This is a genomic window from Arenibaculum pallidiluteum, assembly GCF_017355985.1.
Lineage (GTDB): Bacteria > Pseudomonadota > Alphaproteobacteria > Azospirillales > Azospirillaceae > Arenibaculum > Arenibaculum pallidiluteum.
In genome coordinates, this window is the sequence record NZ_JAFIQU010000003.1 from 544,520 (window position 1) to 564,159 (window position 19,640).

The 19,640-nt window shown below is 69.9% G+C and carries 20 protein-coding genes, 2 tRNA genes and 1 riboswitch; of the genes, 11 read left to right on the forward strand and 11 right to left on the reverse strand.

The window, feature by feature from the left end:
- Positions 1–72 precede the first annotated feature (72 nt).
- Positions 73–1,509, forward strand: a complete 1,437-nt coding sequence (locus JUB13_RS09740; RefSeq protein WP_207478592.1) for a sodium:proton antiporter — start codon at positions 73–75, stop codon at positions 1,507–1,509.
- 45 nt (positions 1,510–1,554) lie between these two features.
- Here JUB13_RS09740 and JUB13_RS09745 read toward each other — a convergent pair whose 3' ends face one another.
- The 4 genes from JUB13_RS09745 to JUB13_RS09760 all read right to left on the reverse strand — a co-directional run bounded on the left by JUB13_RS09745 (position 1,555) and on the right by JUB13_RS09760 (position 5,011).
- Positions 1,555–2,385 (reverse strand): universal stress protein, encoded by an 831-nt coding sequence (locus tag JUB13_RS09745; protein WP_207478593.1) that lies wholly within the window; start codon positions 2,383–2,385, stop codon positions 1,555–1,557.
- 142 nt (positions 2,386–2,527) lie between these two features.
- Complete coding sequence (locus JUB13_RS09750; RefSeq protein WP_328702904.1) at positions 2,528–3,460, reverse strand: ABC transporter substrate-binding protein; 933 nt, start codon at positions 3,458–3,460, stop codon at positions 2,528–2,530.
- Positions 3,457–4,212, reverse strand: coding sequence for an ABC transporter permease (locus JUB13_RS09755; protein WP_207478594.1), 756 nt, complete (start codon positions 4,210–4,212; stop codon positions 3,457–3,459). Before JUB13_RS09755 ends, JUB13_RS09750 begins: the two co-directional genes overlap by 4 nt.
- Before the next feature lie 7 nt (positions 4,213–4,219).
- Positions 4,220–5,011 (reverse strand): ABC transporter ATP-binding protein, encoded by a 792-nt coding sequence (locus JUB13_RS09760; RefSeq protein WP_207478595.1) that lies wholly within the window; start codon positions 5,009–5,011, stop codon positions 4,220–4,222.
- Positions 5,005–5,111: riboswitch (TPP riboswitch) on the reverse strand. It overlaps the preceding gene by 7 nt.
- Positions 5,112–5,230: 119 nt before the next feature.
- Between JUB13_RS09760 and JUB13_RS09765 the strand changes: the two genes are divergently transcribed.
- The 5 genes from JUB13_RS09765 (at position 5,231) to JUB13_RS09785 (ending at position 7,561) form a co-directional block, all read left to right on the forward strand.
- On the forward strand, positions 5,231–6,337 hold the full coding sequence (locus tag JUB13_RS09765; protein ID WP_207478596.1) for an acetoin utilization protein AcuC: 1,107 nt from the start codon (positions 5,231–5,233) through the stop codon (positions 6,335–6,337).
- A gap of 77 nt (positions 6,338–6,414) precedes the next feature.
- On the forward strand, positions 6,415–6,903 hold the full coding sequence (locus JUB13_RS09770; protein ID WP_207478597.1) for a DUF192 domain-containing protein: 489 nt from the start codon (positions 6,415–6,417) through the stop codon (positions 6,901–6,903).
- 126 nt (positions 6,904–7,029) lie between these two features.
- Positions 7,030–7,106: transfer RNA gene (locus JUB13_RS09775), tRNA-Pro, on the forward strand.
- Between the two features lie 66 nt (positions 7,107–7,172).
- The gene (locus JUB13_RS09780) at positions 7,173–7,466 is read left to right on the forward strand and encodes an ETC complex I subunit (RefSeq protein ID WP_207478598.1); all 294 of its coding nucleotides are present in this window, start codon (positions 7,173–7,175) and stop codon (positions 7,464–7,466) included.
- 18 nt (positions 7,467–7,484) lie between these two features.
- Positions 7,485–7,561, forward strand: a tRNA-Arg gene (locus JUB13_RS09785).
- A gap of 57 nt (positions 7,562–7,618) precedes the next feature.
- Here the strand turns inward: JUB13_RS09785 and JUB13_RS09790 are convergent.
- Both JUB13_RS09790 and JUB13_RS09795 read right to left on the reverse strand, forming a co-directional pair.
- Positions 7,619–8,863, reverse strand: coding sequence for a hypothetical protein (locus JUB13_RS09790; RefSeq protein WP_207478599.1), 1,245 nt, complete (start codon positions 8,861–8,863; stop codon positions 7,619–7,621).
- A gap of 330 nt (positions 8,864–9,193) precedes the next feature.
- The gene (locus JUB13_RS09795) at positions 9,194–10,087 is read right to left on the reverse strand and encodes an alpha/beta fold hydrolase (RefSeq protein WP_207478600.1); all 894 of its coding nucleotides are present in this window, start codon (positions 10,085–10,087) and stop codon (positions 9,194–9,196) included.
- Positions 10,088–10,412: 325 nt separating this feature from the next.
- On the opposite strand from JUB13_RS09795, the gene JUB13_RS09800 reads away from it, so the two are divergent.
- Entirely contained in the window at positions 10,413–11,951 is a 1,539-nt protein-coding gene (locus tag JUB13_RS09800) for a hypothetical protein (protein WP_207478601.1), read from the forward strand.
- Between the two features lie 23 nt (positions 11,952–11,974).
- On the opposite strand, the gene JUB13_RS09805 is transcribed toward JUB13_RS09800, so the two are convergent.
- Positions 11,975–13,027: a sensor histidine kinase gene (locus JUB13_RS09805; RefSeq protein ID WP_207478602.1), complete on the reverse strand. Its 1,053-nt coding sequence runs from the start codon at positions 13,025–13,027 to the stop codon at positions 11,975–11,977.
- A 148-nt stretch (positions 13,028–13,175) separates the two neighbouring features.
- On the opposite strand from JUB13_RS09805, the gene JUB13_RS09810 reads away from it, so the two are divergent.
- Positions 13,176–14,339, forward strand: coding sequence for an MFS transporter (locus tag JUB13_RS09810; protein WP_207478603.1), 1,164 nt, complete (start codon positions 13,176–13,178; stop codon positions 14,337–14,339).
- Positions 14,340–14,366: 27 nt separating this feature from the next.
- On the opposite strand, the gene JUB13_RS09815 is transcribed toward JUB13_RS09810, so the two are convergent.
- The gene (locus tag JUB13_RS09815; protein ID WP_207478604.1) at positions 14,367–14,702 is read right to left on the reverse strand and encodes a hypothetical protein; all 336 of its coding nucleotides are present in this window, start codon (positions 14,700–14,702) and stop codon (positions 14,367–14,369) included.
- A gap of 4 nt (positions 14,703–14,706) precedes the next feature.
- Positions 14,707–14,889 (reverse strand): hypothetical protein, encoded by a 183-nt coding sequence (locus JUB13_RS09820; protein WP_207478605.1) that lies wholly within the window; start codon positions 14,887–14,889, stop codon positions 14,707–14,709.
- A gap of 156 nt (positions 14,890–15,045) precedes the next feature.
- On the opposite strand from JUB13_RS09820, the gene JUB13_RS09825 reads away from it, so the two are divergent.
- Positions 15,046–15,291: a hypothetical protein gene (locus tag JUB13_RS09825; RefSeq protein WP_207478606.1), complete on the forward strand. Its 246-nt coding sequence runs from the start codon at positions 15,046–15,048 to the stop codon at positions 15,289–15,291.
- Between the two features lie 200 nt (positions 15,292–15,491).
- Here the strand turns inward: JUB13_RS09825 and hisI are convergent, their stop codons facing one another.
- Both hisI and metC read right to left on the reverse strand, forming a co-directional pair.
- Positions 15,492–15,899, reverse strand: a complete 408-nt coding sequence (hisI, locus tag JUB13_RS09830) for a phosphoribosyl-AMP cyclohydrolase (RefSeq protein ID WP_207478607.1) — start codon at positions 15,897–15,899, stop codon at positions 15,492–15,494.
- A complete protein-coding gene (metC, locus tag JUB13_RS09835) occupies positions 15,896–17,074 on the reverse strand; it encodes a cystathionine beta-lyase (protein ID WP_207478608.1) in 1,179 nt (392 codons plus the stop codon). Before metC ends, hisI begins: the two co-directional genes overlap by 4 nt.
- A gap of 257 nt (positions 17,075–17,331) precedes the next feature.
- On the opposite strand from metC, the gene JUB13_RS09840 reads away from it, so the two are divergent.
- Complete coding sequence (locus tag JUB13_RS09840; protein ID WP_207478609.1) at positions 17,332–18,354, forward strand: amino acid ABC transporter substrate-binding protein; 1,023 nt, start codon at positions 17,332–17,334, stop codon at positions 18,352–18,354.
- Between the two features lie 89 nt (positions 18,355–18,443).
- Positions 18,444–19,637, forward strand: a complete 1,194-nt coding sequence (locus JUB13_RS09845; RefSeq protein WP_207478610.1) for an amino acid ABC transporter permease — start codon at positions 18,444–18,446, stop codon at positions 19,635–19,637.
- Positions 19,638–19,640 lie beyond the last annotated feature (3 nt).

Sequence of the window (19,640 nt, forward strand, 5' to 3'; positions counted from 1 at the left end):
TGGCTTGCCCTTTCGGGGCAAGCATACTCCGCCCGCCCGATCTTCCGCCCTCAACGGAGCGACTCCTTGGCCATGCTGTCACTGCGTTCGATCCTGCCGCCGAAGGTGGCCCTGTTCCTCTGTCTGGCCGCCGCGGCGTCGCCCGTCCCGGCGCTGGCGGCGGAGGGTGCGCCGCATCTCGACGGCGGCGCGCTGGGGCTGCCCTGGGTGATTCCCTTCGCGGGCATGCTGCTGTCGATCGCGCTGATGCCGCTCCTGGTGCCGCGCTTCTGGCACCACCATTTCGGCAAGGTTTCGGCCTTCTGGGCGCTGTGCATCGTGGTGCCGTTCCTGCTCTTCTTCGGTCCGGCGCTGACGGCCTACGAGCTGCTGCACACGCTGCTCCTGGAATACATCCCCTTCATCATCCTGCTGCTGGCGCTGTTCACGGTCGCGGGTGGCGTACGTGTCACGGGCGCGCTGGCCGGGTCGCCCGGGGTGAACACCGCGATCCTGGCCATCGGGACCGCAATTGCCAGCCTGATGGGAACGACCGGCGCGGCGATGCTGCTGATCCGCCCCCTGATTCGGGCGAACGAGCAGCGCCGGCACAAGGTCCACACCATCGTCTTCTTCATCTTCCTGGTGGCGAATATCGGCGGCTCGCTGACGCCGCTCGGCGACCCGCCGCTGTTCCTGGGCTTCCTGAAGGGCGTCGCCTTCTTCTGGCCGACGGTTCACCTGCTTGCTCCCATGGCGCTGTGCGCGGTGATCCTGCTGGCGGCCTATTACGTCCTGGACCGCATCCTCCACGCCCGGGAGACCGATCCGCCGGTGCGTGCGCCCGGTACGGGCCGCATCGGGATCGAAGGCAAGGTCAACATCCTGCTGCTGCTCGCCGTCGTGGGGGCGGTGCTGCTGAGCGGCATCTGGAAACCGGGCGTCACCTTCGAGGTCTATCACGTGACGGTCGAGCTGCAGAATCTCGTCCGCGACCTGCTGCTGCTGGGCATCGCGTTCCTTTCGCTGCGGCTGACCTCCGAGACGAGCCGGCGGGCCAACGCCTTCTCCTGGGATCCGATCCTGGAGGTCGCGAAGCTCTTCGCCGGCATCTTCGTCACGATCATCCCGGCCATCGCGATCCTGCGGGCGGGAACGGATGGGGCCCTCGGCATGGTGGTCGCCGCCGTCAACCAGAACGGCCAGCCGGTCCCGGCGGCGTATTTCTGGGCCACCGGCCTGCTGTCGAGCTTCCTCGACAACGCACCGACTTATCTCGTGTTCTTCAATGCGGCCCCGGGCGACGCCCAGCACCTGATGTACGGCACGCCGCAGGTGCTGGCCGCGATCTCCGCCGGCGCCGTATTCATGGGCGCCAACACCTATATCGGCAACGCCCCGAACTTCATGGTGAAGGCCATCGCCGAGGAGCGCGGCATCAAGATGCCGAGCTTCTTCGGCTACATGGCATGGTCGGGCGCCTTCCTGATACCGCTCTTCGCGCTGGTGACGCTCGTCTTCTTCCGCTGAGCGGAAGAAGACCCTGCTTGGGCCGGGCCCAAGCAGGGTCCGGGCTCAATGCGCCATGAAGACGGGCATGTCCATGTGGCCGAGCACGTGGCGGGTCGCCCCGCCGAGCACGAGCTCGCGCAGGCGAGAATGGCCGTAGCAGCCCATCACCAGCGCGTCTGCGCCGATCTCACGCCCGACCTCCAGCATGATCTCGCCGGCATCCTCCGACGAGACGTCGTCCGCGAGGTTGCGCCGCAGCTCGGCCCGCACGCCGTGATGGCCGAGATAGCGGATCAGGTCCTTCCCGTCCTCGGACGGCGCCTCGGGATCCTCGATGGTCAGCACCGTCACGCGCTCGGCCGCCACCAGCACGGGCAGGGCGCCGCGCAGTGCGGTCGCGGTCTCGCGCGTGTTCTTCCAGCCCACCAGGACGTGGGTCGCCACGCTCGGGACGCGCGCCTTCCAGGGAATCACGAGCGTCGGACAGGGGGCGACCAGCGGCAGCCGGTCGGTGAGGTGCAGGCTGATGCGGTCTTCGACCGTCTCTGGATGCGACTGGCTGACGACGGCGAGGTCGGCATAGGCCGCGCGCTTGGCAAGCAGCTCGACATGGTCGCCCTCGGCCACGCTCCAGCTATGGGAGATGTCCGCGCAGAGCGGCATCAGGCGCTCGCGAATCTCCTCGGCCTTCTCGTGGGCGATGGCCGTCGCCTCGGCCAGGAAGGCATAGGAGGCGCCGCGCCCCGTTATGGCCGCCGGCATGCTGACCGGCGTCGCGATGTAGAGGATGTCGAGATGGGCGCCATGGCGCCGCGCCAGCGCCTGGGCGACCTCCAGCCGCTGCGCGTGGCGGTCGTCGTTCGCGAGATGAAGCAGGATGCTCTTGATGGACATGGCAGGCGCCCGACTCTCCGATGCCTCGCAATCCGCGGCGCGCATTGCACGCCGGGGCAGCAACCCTAGCCGGGTCTGCACCGCCGTTCAACGCGGCGCCATCGGGCGCTGCCCTGCCGGCATGACCCGGGCGGGCACTGCGTCAGGGAAGCTGCCGCGCGTAGCTCGCGAGCTCCGGCACCTCCGGGATCAGGCCGCGGGCCTTCAGGAACTCGGCGAACCGCCGATAGCGCCCCTCGTCCAGCGCCGAGGGGCTGTGGGCGAAGCGCCGCAGCGTATCGTCCCAGGCCCGGCGGTTCAGAGGGTTGTCGAGCTCAGGTCGGTCCTTGATGAAGAGCTTCCAGCTCTCCTCGGGGTTGTTCACGAGGAAGAGCGTCCCGCGCTCCACCGCGTCCAGGAACCGGCGCAGCCGCGGGTCGCCGAGCTTCCCCGAGTTGGCGAGAATGACCAGCTCGTCGTAGGGCGGGATGCCGTGCTCCTCGGGATAGAAGGCGCGGCCGGGATGGCCTTCGAGCGCCATCTGGTTCAGCTCGAAGTTCCGGTAGCCGCCGATCACGGCGTCGACCTGCCCAGAGAGCAGCGCAGCGGACAGCGCGAAGTTCACGTTGACGAGCTCGACGTCCGCGGACTTCAGCCCAGCCCCTTCGAGCATGGTGCCGAGCACGGCGTCCTCGAACCCCGTCACCGAGAAACCTACCTTCCGGCCCTTCAGGTCCTTCAGCGTCTTCACCGGCCCGTCGGCCAGCGTGATCACCGTGTTCAGCGGCGTCGCCACCAGCGTCCCGATGCGGACCAGCGGCAGGCCCGCCGCCGCCTGGAGGTGAAGCTCGGGCTGGTAGGAGATCGCGATATCCGCTCTGCCCGCGGCGACCAGCTTCGGCGGATCGGCGGGATCGGCCGGCGGGACCAGTTCCACCTCGAGCCCCGCCTCGCGGAAATAGCCGCGCTCCAGCGCCACGTAGAGCGGCCCGTGGTCGGGGTTCACGAACCAGTCGAGCATGACCGTCAGGGACTCGGCGCGCGCCGGGACCGCCGACAGCGCCAGCATCAGCGCCGCGGTAAGGATGCGTCTCACTCTTTCACTCCGTCGTAGGGAATCCAGGGAAGCGCCCGCCGCAGCCCGGCATCGACCAGCGTATAAAGCGCCACCGCCAGCACCGCGAGCACCGCCAGCGCCGCGAAGACCATGTCCGTCTGCATGCGCGCATTGGCCTGCAGCATCAGGAAGCCCAACCCGCGCGAGGCGCCGACCCACTCCCCTATGACCGCGCCGATGGGCGCCACGGCCGCGGCCATGCGCAGGCCGGACGCAAGGGCCGGCAGGGCCGCCGGCACGCGCAGGCGCCAAAGCAGCGCCCAGGGGCGGGCATCCATGCTCCGCGCGAGGTCGAGCCAGCCCGGCTCGGTGCGCCGGAGCCCGTCCCAGAACGCCAGTACCACCGGAAAGAAGATCACGAGGCAGGCCATCGCGACCTTGGACGCCATCCCGTAGCCGAGCCACAGCACCAGGATCGGCGCCAGCGCGAAGACGGGCACGGCTTGGCTCGCGACCAGCACCGGCAGCAGCCAGCGGCGCGCCGCCGCGAACTGCGCGATCGTCATGGCAGCGGCCGCGCCCAGTGCGGCGCCCAGCAGCAGGCCGAGCAGGATCTCGGCAAGCGTCGTCAAGGCGTGCGGCCCGATCACCGCCCATTGCGACCACAGCGTGGTGGCGACGCGCCCGGGCGGCGGCAGGATGAAGCGCGGAACGCCGGTCGCGGCGACCACGCCCTGCCAGACCGCAAGCAGCACCGCGACGGTGACGAGCGCCCGCATCGCGCGCCTCATGGCGGCCTCATGACGCCAGCCGCCCGAGAAGCTCGGCCTGAAGGGCCAGGAGGGCGGGGTCGCCGACGGGACGCGGCGGTGCACCGGGTGGCTCCAGCGCCGGGCCGATGCCGGCCGGGCGCCCCGTCATCACGTGGATCCGGTGGCCCAGGCGCAGCGCCTCCAGCGGGTCATGCGTGACCAGCAGCACCGTGCGCCCGGCCAGCAGGCGGGCGGAGAGATCCTGGAGCCTGAGGCGGGTGAGCGCGTCAAGCGCCGAAAAGGGCTCGTCCATCAGGACCACGGCCCTGTCCTCGAACAGCGTGCGGGCCAGCGCCACCCGCTGGCGCATTCCGCCCGAAAGGGCATCGGGCCGCGCTCCGGCACGGTCGGCAAGGCCGACCTCGTCCAGCAGGTCGTGCGCGCGCCGGCGCATGGCCGCATCGGGGGTGACTCCGCGCAGCCGCGGCCCCGTCAGGACGTTGTCCAGGACGCTCGCCCAGGGCAGGAGGAGGTCGCGCTGCGCCATCCAGGCGATGCGCCCCGCAAGCGGCCCACCGTCGCCCGCGGCGATGGTCGCGCCCGGGCCCGGCGGCTCGAGCCCCGCGACGAGGCGCAGCAGGCTGCTCTTGCCGACGCCGCTCGGGCCCAGGAGGCAGGTGGTGACGCCGCCCTCAAGGGAGAAATCCAGGTTCTCGAAGACCGGCCGGCCGTCGAAGCACAGCCGCGCGCCCGTCACGCGCACGGCCAGTGGGGCCGCGGCAGCGCACGGGGCAGGGGGATTCGCGATGGCGTCCGCGACGCCGGAAGGTCCGTCCATGAGGTCACTGTCCCTACGCCGGTGCGAACCGGATCAGGTTCCAGGGGTCGTCCCCTTTCGGGACCTCTCAGCCGGCGCCCCGGCTCCCCCCAGTGATGCTGGCGCCCTTATGCGCCGGGTCGCCGGTCTTGGCAAGGGCTTCGGCCTCGCGTGTCGGCCAGGCATCTTTCGGACGCCCGTGTTGACGCCGGGGCGGGCGCGACCTAAGTCGCCGGAGGCATGCTGTCCTTTCCCCTCCTCATCGGCAGCGAGATCTACCGGCATTCGACCTATGGCCGGAAGCATCCGCTCTCGATTCCCCGCGTCTCGACCGCCATAGACCTGTGCAGCGCCATGGGCTGGCTGCGTGGCGGTGCCTATCGCGACAGTCCGCGCGCGACGACGCAGGATCTCGCCCGCTTCCACGACCCCGGCTACATCGCCGTGCTGCAGCGCGCCGAGGCCGAGCAGCGGCTGCCGCCCGAACTCGCCGCACGCCACAATCTCGGCCGCGTCGAGAACCCGATCTTTCCCGAGGTCTTCAGCCGTCCGGCGACGGCGGCCGGCGCGTCCCTGCTCGGGGCGGAGCTGATCCTGGAGGGCGGCACCGTCTACAGCCCGGCCGGAGGCACGCATCATGGCCGCGCGGACCGTGCGAGCGGCTTCTGCTACCTCAACGACCCAGTGCTGGCGATCCTGCGCCTGCTCGACCGAGGCCTCGGCCGGATCTACTACGTGGATCTCGACGCCCATCATGGGGACGGCGTGCAGGACGCCTTCGCCGACGACGCGCGGGTGCTGACGGTATCCGTGCACGAGGCCGGACGGTGGCCGCGCACGGGACCGGTGGAGGACCGGGCAGGGGGCCAGGCGCGCAACCTCCCGGTCCTGCCGGGCTTCAACGATTCCGAGATGGGCTACGTGGTCGAGCACGCGTTGCTGCCGCTCGGCCGCGCCTTCGAGCCCGAGGCCATCGTGATCCAGTGCGGGGCCGACGCGCTGGCGGACGACCCGCTGAGCCGGCTCGAGCTTTCCAACCGCGCGCTGTGGGACGCCGTCGCCGCCCTGCTGCCGCTGGCGCCGCGGCGGCTGGTGCTCGGCGGCGGCGGGTACAATCCCTGGTCCGTCGGACGCTGCTGGGCCGGGATCTGGGCGACCGTGAACGGCATTGCCCCCGACACGGCGCCGACGCCGGAGGCCGAGGCGGTGCTCCGCGCACTGACCTGGTCGCGCCGCCAGGGCGAGAACCCGCCCGGGCACTGGTTCACCACGATTGCCGATGCGCCGCGTCCCGGACCGGTGCGGGACGAGACGCGCGCTGTCGTCGCGGCGGTGCTGGCGCCGTGACCGCGGGCCGCCCGCGACGCGGGGCCGGACGGGGCAGGGGACTTTACCGCGGCGCCGGGCTGGGGTAGCTGATTGGGATGATCAATCGTCTGCTCTCGCGCCTGTGCCTGGCCCTGCTCGTCGCGGGCGCCCTGCTGGGCCTGCCCGGTCCCGCCGGCGCCCTCGAGACCTTCAAGGTCGAGCCCCTGACCATCGAAACGGCGGCGGGCGGACGCTACCGCTTCAATGTGGAGATGGCGCAGACGCCCGCTCAGATGGCCCAGGGACTGATGTTCCGGAAGGAGCTGGCGCCCGATTCCGGGATGCTGTTCGTCCATCCCGCCGACCAGATCGCGAGCATGTGGATGAAGAATACCTTCATCCCCCTCGACATGGTGTTCATATCATCCGACGGGCGGGTGGCCGACATCCGCGAGCGCGCGACGCCCCATTCTCTGGAGACGATCAGCTCCTCCGTGCCGGTCCGCGCCGTGCTGGAGCTGGCCGGCGGCATCGTGTCCCGGCTCGGCATCCGGCGCGGCGACAAGGTACTCCACCCGGCCTTCGGCACCGTCAAGGCGCCCTGAGGAGCGATAGTGCGGGGGGGACCCGGGCGGTGGCCGGAATTTCGGGCGGGTACCGTCCCGGATGTGGGCCCGGCGGGTGCGCGGCTTGCGCCGCCATGGGCGGTGTTGTATGGGAACGGCGCGGCACGGGGCGTAGCGCAGCCTGGTAGCGCGGCAGTTTTGGGTACTGCAGGCCCCCGGTTCGAATCCGGGCGCCCCGACCAGCCGGCCGCGGTGGGATGAACGGTTTTGAGCACTGCTCTGGCCAGGGACGGTTTGGAGACGCGCAGATGAATGTCCGGATCTACATGCCGAGCAAGACGGCGACCCAGTCCGGCCGGGGAAAGACGCGCGCCTGGATGCTGGAGTACGAGATCGAGACGCCGCGCCGGCCCGAGCCGCTGATGGGCTGGACCAGCTCCGGCGACACGCTGAACCAGGTGCGCCTCAGCTTCGATACGCGCGAGGAGGCCATCGCCTTCGCGGAGCGCAAGGGCTGGAACTACACCGTCTATGAGCCGCACCAGCGCCGCATTCGCCCCAAGAACTACGCCGACAATTTCCGCCACGACCGCATCCGCTGAGCGGTCGCGCCAGATTTCGCGCCCTTAGCTCAGCTGGATAGAGCACCCGCCTTCTAAGCGGACGGTCGCAGGTTCGAATCCTGCAGGGCGCGCCACTTTCCGCCGGTTCCAACAACTGCTGTGCCGGTGTGCGCTGCGGCCGGCTGGCGGCTTCATGCCGCGAGCGCGACGGACACGCCGACAAGGGCGAGGATGCAAATCGCCGAGGCTGGACCGAACCAGCGGCGCCCGCCCCACCGCAGGCCGATTCCCAGCCCGCCCATCATCAGCAGGGGCAGGGCGATGCCGAGCATGTAGTGGTAGCGGGGATAGATCAGGATGCTCGACAGCATCGCCGGCAGCACGACGCATGAGAGCTTCAGGGCCTCGCAGAGAATGGTTCGCCCCCGCTCCTGCAACAGCGCCCGGCTCCAGTACGCGGCGATGCTCACCACCAGGAAGGCCGCGCCCAGGATATAGCCGGCGGCGAGCCAGGGGCGCCAAAGCAGGACGGGCGCCACCTCGATCGGGGCCGCGGCGGGAGCGAATGCGGCAGCGACCGGCATGGCGAGCGTTCGGACCAGATTTTCGCCGAGATGGCGTGCCATCGCCGAAGGATGCGCCTCCCACGCCTCCAGGAGGCCCCGGGCGCCGCCGAAGACATCCCGCCAGATCGCCTCGTGCTCCAGCCAGGGATCGCGCGGGCTTCCCTCCCAGCCGACCCAGTTCAGCGCGAAATGCTGGCTGAGCGCCACGCCGGTCCTCACGCCGGAGCTGGTCATCGGCAGGCCGATCAGGATGTGCGTGAGGCCGGCCGCGGCCAGCAGCGCCGCCGCCACCATCAGGCCGAACTTCCTGTCTCGGCGCTCCAGCACCGGCCATGCCACGCACAGCGCCAGCGCCATGGCGAAGCCGATGAGCAACTCCGGCCTCGCCATGGAGCCTGCGAGCAGTGCGGCGGCGAGGATGCCGAACTGTGCGGCAGGCCGCTCCATCCTTCCGCCGAGAACCAGGCCCAGAAGCACGATCGCCAAGGCGAAGTGGCTGACCTTGGGCCAGCCGCCGAGATTCAGGTACGAGCAGGCGACGACGCTGCCGATCGCAAGGCCCGTCCACCAGCTTCCCGATGCCTGCGAGACATGCAGGAACACGAGAACCGCCAGCGCGGTGCCGAGCAGCACCGCGTTCAGCGCCGTCAGGCCGGAGGTGCCGGAGTCGATGAGGGCCAGGAGCTTGTACCAGAGGATGTAGGCGCGCGAGCCGTCGGGACTGGCGGCCAGGACATCGGCCACCGTCCGCCCCACGACACTCTGGTAGCCGGGATCGTCGGCCTGGGGGATCCCGAGGGTGCCCTCGGCCAGCCAGAAGAGACCCAGCACCACCGCGAACATGAGCATGGCCCCGAAAAGCAAGGCCACGGGCCGCGTCGGGCCCCTTCGTCGCGCGGTCGAAGGTGGTCCGCCGGAGGGTTGAAGCAGATCCTGGCGCCGGGCCGTTTCCTGACCTCGCGACAGACGTACGGGGCCGGCATGGCCGCCTGCGGGGCGGGAGCCGGGCGGAACGCTTAGATCATGTTCGGCCATCCGGCCCTCGTCATTGGCAGCTGAAAGGCCGGATGCCGCACGAAAGCAGCACCCGCCGCATACGGGTGCGGAACCTAGCGCGGCGCATCGGACGAGTCTTGGAGGGATCGCCGCGCTTGCGTGCCCGCCTCCGCGTCCAGCCAGCTTGCCGCGGCTGGCCCGCACTCACTCCGTCCAGCCGGCGACCGTCAGCACGGCGTCGGCAAAGGCATCCGGCGCCTCCTGCGGGAGATTGTGGCCGGCGTCCGGTATGACGCGATGCTCGTGCCGGGCATGAAAGCGCGGCGCATGGTGCGCCGTGCCGCCGATGGGCATCACGCCGTCCGCATCGCCGTCAAGCGTCACCGCAGGGACCGTGATGGGCGGCTGCGCGGCGAGGCGCGCCTCCAGCGGCTCCAGCGCCGGGTCGCCGGGAACAAGCGCGAAGCGGTGACGGTAGGAGTGGATCACGACGTCGACGAAATCCGGGTTGTCGAAGGACGGGGCCGTCGCGGCGAAGGTCGCGTCGTCGAACGTCCATTTCGGCGACCACTGGCGCCAGAGCAGGCGGCACAGCGCCCGCCTGTCGCGGGCGAGGCCGGCGCGGCCGCGCTCGCCGTGGAAATAGTATTGGTACCACAGGCGGTGCTCGTTCTCAGGAGAGTGCGGCTCGCCCGAACGCGCGATGTCCTGGATGTTGTAGCCGTTCAGCGAGACGAGGCCCCCGACCCGCTCGGGCCACAGTGCCGCGACGACGCAGGCGGCCCGCCCGCCCCAGTCGTAGCCCGCCAGGACGGCCGCAGGGATCGCCAGGGCGTCGAGAAGGTCCAGGAGGTCCTGGCCGAGCGCCGCCTGCTGTCCCGAGCGGGGCGTCGCCTCGGAGCGGAACCGGGTCGGTCCGAAGCCGCGGAGATAGGGGACGATCACCCGCGCGCCCCGGGCCGCCAGTCGCGGCGCCACCGAATCGTATGCATGGATGTCGTAGGGGAAGCCGTGCAGAAGTACGACCGGCCAGCCCCCTGACTCGCCGGTCTCCACATAGGCCACGCGGAGGCGGCCGGCATCGATCTGAGCGAGCATGGTCATCCCCCTGACGTGCTGACCCCGACGTTTGGTGATTGCCGCGAAGTATAGGCGGCAATCTCCTGCATGGCACGCCGCGGGCAGCAACGGCGGGACGCGTTGTCACGCCACGCATTGCCCCTTATCCGCTATGGTGGTAGGGCTCATCCCTCCGGCCAGGCCGCGATGCGTTCAAAACTAGTGCTTTCGAATCTCCTTTTGCCCGGCCGCGGGGCCGAACGCTCTGAGGCTGGCGGGAGAGGCGTGGACGTCGTGGTCGATCCGGTGCGCGTTTGATGCGCCGCTCCGCCCTGGGGACAGCGGCACCGACCGGAAGCATGGCATGAAGAACGACGAGATCGAACGGCTCGTGCAGGGCCTTTCCCCGGAACGGGCCCGCGCAGTCCTCGAACGGCTCGCAGGCCTGGAGGTCACCCGTCCGGAGCGCGAGGCCGCCCTGCGCGCCGCCCTGTCGCGTGCCGCCAACACCAAGCGCACGCAGCACGCCCGGCGCCTGTTCACCGACGTCCTGGCGCCGGTGCTGGCCACGGATTCGCGGGCGCAGGAGCTCGGCAGCGACGCGCCCGGTCTCGTGACGCGGGCTGACGCCGCAGCCCTGTGGTCCCTGACCGCCGAGACGCGCCCTGCGGTCGTGACCCGCATTCAGGACGTCCTCTCCTCCGAGGCGGCCAGAGCGCCACTTTCCGAGATCCTGACCCGCGACACGGCCGTCGGCATGGCGGACGAGCTCTGCAGCGCCTGCGTCGCAGCACTCGACGAGCTGATCGCAGGCCGGCCCAAGGGTGCGTTGGAGCGGGTCGAGGCCGTCCGTTCCGCCGAATCCCGCCGGCGCGGCATCTCCGCAAGGCCACGGCCGTGGTCGAGGGCCGACCTGCTGTTCCTGCGCGATCTTCTGGCGCTCCGGGACATCGCCCTGCCGGTGGTCACGGCCGTGCGCAAGGGCACGGCGGCGCCGACCGCCTCGCAGTCCCTGGCAGCAATCGTCGTCGAGACGGAACGCAGCCCCGTGCTCGCGGCGCTGGTTCCGCTCACCATGATGAACATCCAGGCGGAGTTCCGCGACGCCTGCAGCTTCCTGGCGCTGGTGAGCGACGGCGCCGTCGTGGGCGTGGTTCTAGCCGGGCTGGCCCGGCACCTCACCGTCGCGGCGGAGATGCTCGGCGACCGCCTCGCGACGGTCGGCGGCAGCGTCGGTTCGGGACCGCTCGCCTGGTCCGAGGAGCGCGGCCGCGACCTGCGAAAGGCCCTGATGCGTTTCTCCGACGCGATGGGCGCCGCGGCGGATCTGGACCTTCTGAAGAACCCGCGCGTCGGCGCGCAGTGCCGCGACGCCCTGGCCAGCATGATGGGGCGCGTCGAGAAGGGGCCCTACCGGGTGCTGATGGACCGGGTGGAAGCCTGCTCCCGCGCACACCCGGCTCCGGACCATGCGGCGGTCGTCTCGGTGCTGGGCATGCTCAACGACTGGCGCTCGAGCCTCTCGGACCAGATCTTCTGGGGCAGCGCCCACACGGCCTTCCGCAGCGATGTCGAGGCGACGCTCGCCGCCGCCTTCAAGCGCGCTCTCGCACCCGACGGGCATCAGGACACGCTGGCCCGCTTCGGCCACCTGCAGCGCATTGAGGAGCTTGCCCGCGGGATGGGCTCGTCGACGGCGCGGTGGCTGGAACCGCCCGGCCCGGGATTCGTGCGCGTCGCGACCGACCGGCTCGGCTTGCCCGCGCCGCTGCACCCCATCGAGGCGGACCTGATCCGCGTCTCGGTCGAAGCCGCCAAGGCCGAGATGGCCCTGATCCGCCATTGGAGGGACCCCGCCCTGCTGGCGCTGAGCGAGGCGGCGGCGCGGCGCGGCGATCTCTGACAGCAGGCGGGCCAGCGGCGGAGTCACGGGGCGTCGGAGCTTTGCACGGCGAGGCAGGTCGGCGGGAACCGGACCCTGACGCGCAGGCCGCCGCCCGGGACATCCTCGATCTGCAGCGTGCCCTGGTTCTGGGCCGCGAGCTGCCGGACGAGCTGCGTGCCGAGGCCGGTTCCCTTGGGCGCCGCGTCAGGATTCATCCCGACGCCGTCGTCCTCGACCACAAGCGTCGGCATCCCGTCGACCATGAAGAACGTTACCGCGATTCTTCCCTGGCGCCCGTCGGGAAACGCGTATTTGAACGCGTTCGTGACGAGCTCGTTTACGATCAGGCCGATCGCGGTGGCGCAGCGCATCGCGAGGCTGACATCGTCCGCCGAGGCGAGGACCACGACCGGCCGGAGGCCGACCATGGATTGCCGGAGATCCTCGACCAGCCCTTCGATGAACTCCTTGGACCACACGGCCGCCTCGCGCTCGCGCAGCACGAGCCGGTCGTAGACCCGGCTGATGACCGAGATGCGCTGGCGGAGCTGGCGCGACATCTCGACGAAGCCCTCCCGATCCTGCCGCTCGGCCAGGCTCAGCAGCGCGAGCATCGCGTGCAGATCGTTGCGCACCCGGTGTCCGAGCTCGCGGATCATGATTTCCCGCTCCTGCAGCAGCTCGCCGTAGCCGCGGAGCAGCTCCTCGCGCTCGCGCCCGTCTGCCGCCACCTTCTCCAGCGCCGTGCGCAGGGCCTCCGTCAGCGCGGCGATCCCGCTGCCGATGCAGACGAAGAGGATCAAGGGGAACCAGTCCCGCGGCTCCTCGGGGATCAGCGAGCCCTTTGGAGCGATCCAGATCCACAGGGCGATGAGGGCGCTCTCGGCGACTGCGAGGAAGCCGGACGCCCGGTCGAAGAGCAGGGATGTCAGGAAGATCGCTGGGAAGAACAGCAGGAACGGGTAGCCCTGCAGCGTTTCGTCCAGCGCATGGCGGAGCAGGGCTGTCAGGCCGACAAGCGCCGTCGTGACACCGTAGCGGACGGCAAGCGAAGATGGCTTCGGCGGGAGCAGCTGGATCAGCAGGTTCTCCATCCTCGGCAAACGGCAGGATGCCGGATGGGTTCCTGACGTCGCGGACACCAGGCCGGCAGCGCTTTCGCCGCATGGCGATGATTTCGGTCCGGGAGGTGCGCGGAGGGGCGTTCCGCACTATGGTCGGCACCGCGCCCCAGGGACCGTCATGCTTGACCGTATCCGTCTTTCTGCCTTCTTCGCGGCCGTCTTCTCGGTCATCGCCGTCCAGCTCCCCTATTGGCCGGTCTGGCTGACGGCACAGGGACTCGAGCCTGCCGAGGTCGGTCTGATCGTGTCGCTGGCCTACTGGACGAAGCCGGTGGCGGACCCCCTTGCCGGGCTGGTGGCGGACCGGACCGGCTCCCGGCGGCGCGCCATGGTCGTGCTTGCCGTGGCGGCCCTGGCCGGCGCGTCGCTGTTCCTGGTCGACCGGGGACTGCCGGTGCTTCTGGTGGTCTCCGCCCTGTGGACCGGCGCCTTCTCGGCCCTCGTGCCGCTCGGCGACAGCCTGGCGCTGCTGGCGACGAGGGCGAGGGGCTTCGACTACGGGCGGCTGCGGGTGTGGGGGTCCATCGGGTTCGTTGTCACGACCATGTCGGCCGGCCCGCTTCTGGCCGGCAGCGGCAGCGAGGCGATCCTGCACCTTCTGCTGGCCGGTCTGGGCCTGGCGCTGCTGACCTGCCTGCTGCTGCCCGAGGCGCCGGCACCCGCGGCAAGGGCGGAGCGCGTGTCGCTGGCTCCGCTGCTGCGGCGGCCCACCTTTCTTGTCTTCCTGGTCACCGCCGCCGTGCTCCAGCCAAGCCATGCGGTTCTCTATGCCTTCGGCACCATCCACTGGCGCTCGCTCGGCCTGTCCTCCGAGGTGGTCGGCCTGCTCTGGGTCGAGGGCGTGCTGGTGGAGATCGCGCTCTTCGCGTTCGGACGGCGCCTTGCGGATCGGCTCGGTCCGGAGGGGCTCCTGATGGCGGCGGCGGCAGCCGGAATCGTGCGCTGGACGGCTTTGGCCTGGGCCGAAAGCCTGCCCGCTATCGCGGCGGCGCAGGCGCTCCACGGGTTGACCTTCGGGGCCGCGCATCTCGGCGCGATGCGGTTCCTTCAAGAGGCGGTCCCGCGCAGCCATGCGGCGACGGGCCAGACGCTCTATTCCGGAGTTGCCCTCGGCGTGGGCTTCGGAAGCCTGCTGGCGGCGTCCGGCCCGCTGTACGAGGTTGCGGGCGGACGGGCGTTCCTGGCAATGGCGGCGCTGTGCCTCGCCGCCGGCACCGGAGCCGCGGTGCTGCTCAGGATGCGACGTGCCGGGAAAACGGCAGAGGTGCCGGGCGCCGGGTGAAGGCGCACGAGATCCGGAGCCGCGGGATCAGCGTGCGGGCAGGGGATCCCGCGTCCAGCCGGCCCGCACGAGGAACGGCCCCTGATAGCGACACTCGAAGACCGGACTGCCTGCAGCGGGCGAGCCGCCGGTCTCGGCGGGGTCGGTGAGTTGCACGGCATGAGCGGGGTAGGGGCTCGTCACCGGCTCGACCGGCGGCACGCGCGTGACCTGCGGCGCCGCGACGGGGCGCCAGGGCCATACGGCCGTCGTCATGTCGGCGCAGGTCGCCACCTGGTCATAGGGGCTGCTGCAGGCGCCAAGGCCGATAAGCATGGCGACAACGGACAGGCGCCGCACCGTCATGGAGGCTCGCGTCCGCACGGGTTCAGACCTCCTGCTGCGGGCGCTCCGCGAGCGTCATCTCGACTTCACGCCAGATGTCTGCTGCGTCGCGATCACCGGAATCGGAAGCTGTGACGGCGCGGTTGCGCGCCTCTGCAACGGCTTCGTTGCCGAACCGGGCTGCGAGGAGGGAGGCCACGGCCCAATGGTCGGTGTCTCGACTCATTCGAAATCTCTCCGGTTCCGCCGGTACCCATCAAACAATGACGGTTGTTAATCCGTTTCGAACGTCTGGGAACTTTTCGCTGCCCGAGGCTTCCTTGCAACAGGGAAAGCGCGGCAGAATTCCGGCACTGCGTCAGCAACCATGCGGGCATGATCGATGGCGGCACTTCTCCGGATCCTCTTCCTCTGCCTCGTCGTGGGCTTCCTGCTGTCATGGTTCGCCATCGACCCGCGCAGCCTGCTGACGGGAAGCCTGGATGCGGTCCGTGACGTCGCCAGGCTGGCGCTCTCCCTGGGTTCCTGGGCCATTCCCTACATCCTGCTGGGCGCCACGGTCGTGGTGCCGATCGCCGTCATCGGCGCGGTCCTGAAGCTGCTCGACCGCCGTCGGCGGGATCCCTAGCGCCTGGGCTGCAGCCGTTTGCGGGGCGGCTTGTGACAAAACGGGGATCTGGTCCGCGCACGGGGAGAAATGCCCGGAGACCCTGTTGAGGACCGTGCCGCCAATGCGGGCATGGGCCCGTGGCGGCAAGTCCGTTCGCATCCTCTACTCATCGCACCTTGGCCGGCGGCGCTCGACGCCGCCGGCCATTCTGTACGTGGCTATTCCGGCCTACCGTAGAGCGCCTCGGGCTGGATCTCGACGGGAAGGACCGTCTCCACGTCATCCTGCCCCGCGCGGCGATAGAAGCAGCTCCGCCGTCCGGTGTGGCAGGCAACTCCGACCTGGTCCACGACCGCCAGCACCGCATCGCCGTCGCAGTCGATGCGTAGTTCCCTCAGATGCTGCACCTGGCCCGATGTCTCGCCCTTGCGCCACAGCGCCCGGCGCGAGCGCGACCAGTAGCAGACGCGCCCCGTCTCCAGCGTCTCCGCGAGGGCATCCCGGTTCATCCAGGCCATCATCAGCACCTCGCCCGTGTCGTGCTGCTGGGCGATCGCGGGAACGAGCCCGTCTGCATCGAAGCGGACGAGGTCCAGCAGGGGGTGCCGGCTCTTCGGCGCCGTCATGTTCCAAGCCTCGCGAGCCCACGCTCGAGATCGCCGCGCAGGTCGTCGAAATCCTCGAGCCCGGCATGGACGCGGATCAGCGTCCCCGGCTCGGTCCAGCGCCGCGCCGTGCGCAGCCCGGCGAGCCTGGCGGGCAGGATCAGGCTCTCGTAGCCGCCCCAGCTGAACCCCATTCCGAAGAGCTCCATGCCGTCGAGCATCGCTGCGACCCGCGTCTTGGACGTCTCGTGCAGCACGAAGCCGAAGAGGCCCGATGCGCCCGTGAAGTCGCGGCGCCACAGCGCATGGCCGGGGTCGTCGGGAAGGGCCGGGTACAGCACCCGCGCGACCTCGGGCCTGCCCTGGAGCCACTGCGCGAGGCGCAGTGCCGTCTCCTGGTGTCGGGCCAGGCGCACGCCCATGGTGCGCAGTCCCCGCAGGCCGAGGAACAGGTCGTCCGGCCCCGCGGCGGATCCCAGCATGATCGCGGTGCGCTTCACGGGCTCGGCAGTCTCGACGTCCCGGCACACGATGACGCCCAGCATCGCGTCCGAATGGCCGACCATGTACTTGGTCCCCGCATGGATGCTGACGTCGCAGCCATGCTCGAAGGGCTTGAAGAAGAGCGGCGTCGCCCAGGTGTTGTCGATCATCACCTTGGCGCCGCGCCGCCGCGCCGCCGCGGCGATGGCCGGCACGTCCTGGACCTCGAATGTCAGCGAGCCCGGCGCCTCCAGGTAGACGATGCGGGTGTTGTCCCTCAGCAGCGCCTCGATTCCCGCGCCGATCAGCGGGTCGTAGTACTCGACCTCGACGCCGAATTTGGTCAGCACCGCATCGCAGAACTTGCGCGTGGGGCCGTAGGCGCTGTCGGTGATCAGCACGTGGTCGCCCGCCTTGGTGAAGGCGGTCAGCGCGGTCGTGATGGCCGCGAGCCCCGACGGAACAGAGATCGCGTGGCTTCCGCCCTCGATGGCCGCGACGGCCCGCTCGAACGCCCAGGACGTCGGGGTGCCGACGCGGCCGTAGCGGCAGACGTCGAACAGGCCCTGTTCGGCCTTCTCGAGCGCCTCGACCGTCGGGAAGAGGACCGTGGAGGCGTGGTAGACGGGGGGATTGACGATTCCGTGATTCGCCGCCGGATCCAGTCCGGCATGGCAGAGTACGGTCGGCTCGGCCCAATCATCTCGGCTCATATCTGCTGCTTTTTTGGCTGTTCGGCTACGTTGGCGGGCATATTGGCAGGCACATCCGGACCGACCAACCGGATTTGTCCCGGGGCCCGGCGGCGGTGGCCGCGAAGGTCAAATAATTGTCGCGGATACAATGGTCAGGCGGCATAGTGCCCCGACGCTTCCCCATTTTGGTACACCCCCCGGGGTCGTGCGAGGGAGGCGGACCGCCCGGGCCCCGCCCGCGGCGCAACCGACTTGGCGAAACAGGGATGGTCTCAATGACGAAGAAGATTCTGCTGGCCGGTGCGGCCCTTCTGAGCCTTGGCGTTGCCAGCGCGGCGCAGGCCGGTCCGACGGTCGACGCGATCCGGCAGAAGGGCTTCATCCAGTGCGGCTCGAACACGGGCCTTGCGGGCTTCGGCAACCCCGACAGCGCCGGCAACTGGAAGGGGCTCGACGTCGACTATTGCCGCGCCTACGCAGCCGCCGTCCTCGGCGACGCCAGCAAGGTCCGCTTCACCCCGCTTTCAGCCCAGCAGCGTTTCACCGCCCTGCAGTCGGGCGAGGTCGACGTCCTGGCCCGTAACACCACTGCGACGCTCACCCGCGACACCTCTCTGGGTCTCGAGTTCGCGCCGGTGAACTTCTATGACGGCCAGGGCTTCATGGTTCAGAAGTCCCTCAACGTCACCTCGGCCAAGCAGCTCGCCGGCGCCACAGTCTGCGTGCAGCCCGGCACCACGACCGAGCTGAACCTCGCCGACTTCTTCCGCGCGAACAACATGCAGTTCACGCCGGTCGTGATCGAGAGCCAGGACGAGGTCGTCTCGGCCTACTTCTCCGGCCGCTGCGACGTCTACACGACGGACGCTTCGGGCCTCGCCGGCACTCGCGCCTCGGTCGCGCCGAAGCCCGAGGACCACGTGATCCTGCCCGAGCTGATCTCGAAGGAGCCCCTGGCCCCGGCGGTCCGTCAGGGCGATCCGCAGTGGAAGGACATCGTGACCTGGGTCCACTACGCGATGCTCGAGGCCGAGGAGAAGGGCATCACGCAGGCGAACGTCGACCAGATGATGACGAGCGCGGATCCGACCGTGCAGCGCATCCTCGGCGTCACGGGCGAGATGGGCAAGGCGCTCGGGCTCGACAACAAGTGGGCCTACAACGTGATCAAGGCCGTCGGCAACTACGGCGAGGTCTTCGAGCGCAACGTCGGCGCCCAGACCCCGCTCCGCCTGGAGCGCGGCCTGAACGCGCTGTGGACCAAGGGCGGCCTGCAGTACGGCCAGCCGGTCCGCTGATCGGCAGGAAGGGGCCGGCGGCCAGTCCGCCGGCCCCTTCCGTTTCATAGCCAGCGCTAATTCCTGTCGGTCACCGGAGGAAGAGAGACTTGGCCATCGACGTCCGACGAGAAGTGCCGGCGCCGCGGGCGCGCGGCTCGTTCCTTAGCGACCCCAAGTTCCGCTCCGTCCTGTATCAGGTCCTCGTGGTCGGGGGCGTGATCCTGGTCGGCTGGTACCTCGTCAACAACACGCTCTCGAACCTGGCGCGCCAGAACATCGCGACGGGCTTCGGCTTTCTCGGCCGGGAGAGCAGTTTCGCCATCGGCGAGCACATGATCTCCTACTCGGCCGCAGACAGCTACGGCCGGGCGATCCTCGTCGGCATCCTGAACACGATCAAGGTCTCGTTGCTGGGGATCGTGGCCGCGACCGTGCTGGGCACGATCGTCGGCATCGCCCGGCTCTCCAGCAACTGGCTGGTCAGGAAGCTGGCGTTGGTCTACGTGGAAGCGCTCAGGAACGTGCCGCTGCTGCTGCAGCTCTTCCTGTGGTACGCGGTGATCACCGAAAGCCTCCCGGGGCCGCGCCAGGCGCTGCAGCCGGTCGAAGGCGTGTTCCTGTCGAACCGGGGCTTCAAGATCCCGACCCCTTCGGACCACCCGGCCTGGGACGCGGCGTTGCTGGCCTTCCTGCTGGCGCTGGTGATCAGCTGGATCGTCCAGCGGCGTTCGGCGGCGCTGCAGGCACGCACGGGACGGCGCCTGCCCGTCGGCATCATCACGGCGGGCCTGGTCATCGGCCTGCCCTTGCTGACCTGGGGCGGCTTCGGCGCGCCGCTGGTCTTCGACGTGCCGCGGCTCCAGGGCTTCAACTTCGTGGGCGGCGCCACGCTGACCCCCGAGTTCGCGGCCATGCTGATCGGGCTGACGACCTATACGGCGGCCTTTATCGCAGAGATCGTGCGCTCGGGAATCCAGGCGGTGAGCTGGGGCCAGACCGAGGCCGCATCGGCGCTCGGACTGCGTCCCGGACTGACCCTGCGTCTGGTGGTGCTGCCCCAGGCCCTGCGCGTGATCATTCCGCCGCTGACCTCGCAGTACCTGAACCTGACGAAGAACTCATCGCTGGCCGTTGCGATCGGTTATGCCGATCTCGTCTCGGTGCTGAACACTTCGATCAACCAGACGGGTCAGGCCATCGAGGGCGTCGCCCTGATCATGGCCTGCTTCCTGACGATCAGCCTGGGCATCTCGATCTTCATGAACTGGTACAACAAGCGCATCGCATTGGTGGAGCGCTGAGCC

Excerpts from the sequence above, each read along its gene's own strand:
- JUB13_RS09740 (WP_207478592.1), top strand. The coding sequence starts at position 73 with ATGCTGTCACTGCGTTCGATCCTGCCGCCGAAGGTGGCCCTGTTCCTC.
- JUB13_RS09745 (WP_207478593.1), bottom strand. The coding sequence starts at position 2,385 with ATGTCCATCAAGAGCATCCTGCTTCATCTCGCGAACGACGACCGCCAC.
- JUB13_RS09755 (WP_207478594.1), bottom strand. The coding sequence starts at position 4,212 with ATGAGGCGCGCGATGCGGGCGCTCGTCACCGTCGCGGTGCTGCTTGCG.
- JUB13_RS09760 (WP_207478595.1), bottom strand. The coding sequence starts at position 5,011 with ATGGACGGACCTTCCGGCGTCGCGGACGCCATCGCGAATCCCCCTGCC.
- JUB13_RS09765 (WP_207478596.1), top strand. The coding sequence starts at position 5,231 with ATGCTGTCCTTTCCCCTCCTCATCGGCAGCGAGATCTACCGGCATTCG.
- JUB13_RS09770 (WP_207478597.1), top strand. The coding sequence starts at position 6,415 with ATGATCAATCGTCTGCTCTCGCGCCTGTGCCTGGCCCTGCTCGTCGCG.
- JUB13_RS09780 (WP_207478598.1), top strand. The coding sequence starts at position 7,173 with ATGAATGTCCGGATCTACATGCCGAGCAAGACGGCGACCCAGTCCGGC.
- JUB13_RS09795 (WP_207478600.1), bottom strand. The coding sequence starts at position 10,087 with ATGCTCGCTCAGATCGATGCCGGCCGCCTCCGCGTGGCCTATGTGGAG.
- JUB13_RS09800 (WP_207478601.1), top strand. The coding sequence starts at position 10,413 with ATGAAGAACGACGAGATCGAACGGCTCGTGCAGGGCCTTTCCCCGGAA.
- JUB13_RS09805 (WP_207478602.1), bottom strand. The coding sequence starts at position 13,027 with ATGGAGAACCTGCTGATCCAGCTGCTCCCGCCGAAGCCATCTTCGCTT.
- JUB13_RS09810 (WP_207478603.1), top strand. The coding sequence starts at position 13,176 with ATGCTTGACCGTATCCGTCTTTCTGCCTTCTTCGCGGCCGTCTTCTCG.
- JUB13_RS09820 (WP_207478605.1), bottom strand. The coding sequence starts at position 14,889 with ATGAGTCGAGACACCGACCATTGGGCCGTGGCCTCCCTCCTCGCAGCC.
- JUB13_RS09825 (WP_207478606.1), top strand. The coding sequence starts at position 15,046 with ATGGCGGCACTTCTCCGGATCCTCTTCCTCTGCCTCGTCGTGGGCTTC.
- hisI (WP_207478607.1), bottom strand. The coding sequence starts at position 15,899 with ATGACGGCGCCGAAGAGCCGGCACCCCCTGCTGGACCTCGTCCGCTTC.
- metC (WP_207478608.1), bottom strand. The coding sequence starts at position 17,074 with ATGAGCCGAGATGATTGGGCCGAGCCGACCGTACTCTGCCATGCCGGA.
- JUB13_RS09840 (WP_207478609.1), top strand. The coding sequence starts at position 17,332 with ATGACGAAGAAGATTCTGCTGGCCGGTGCGGCCCTTCTGAGCCTTGGC.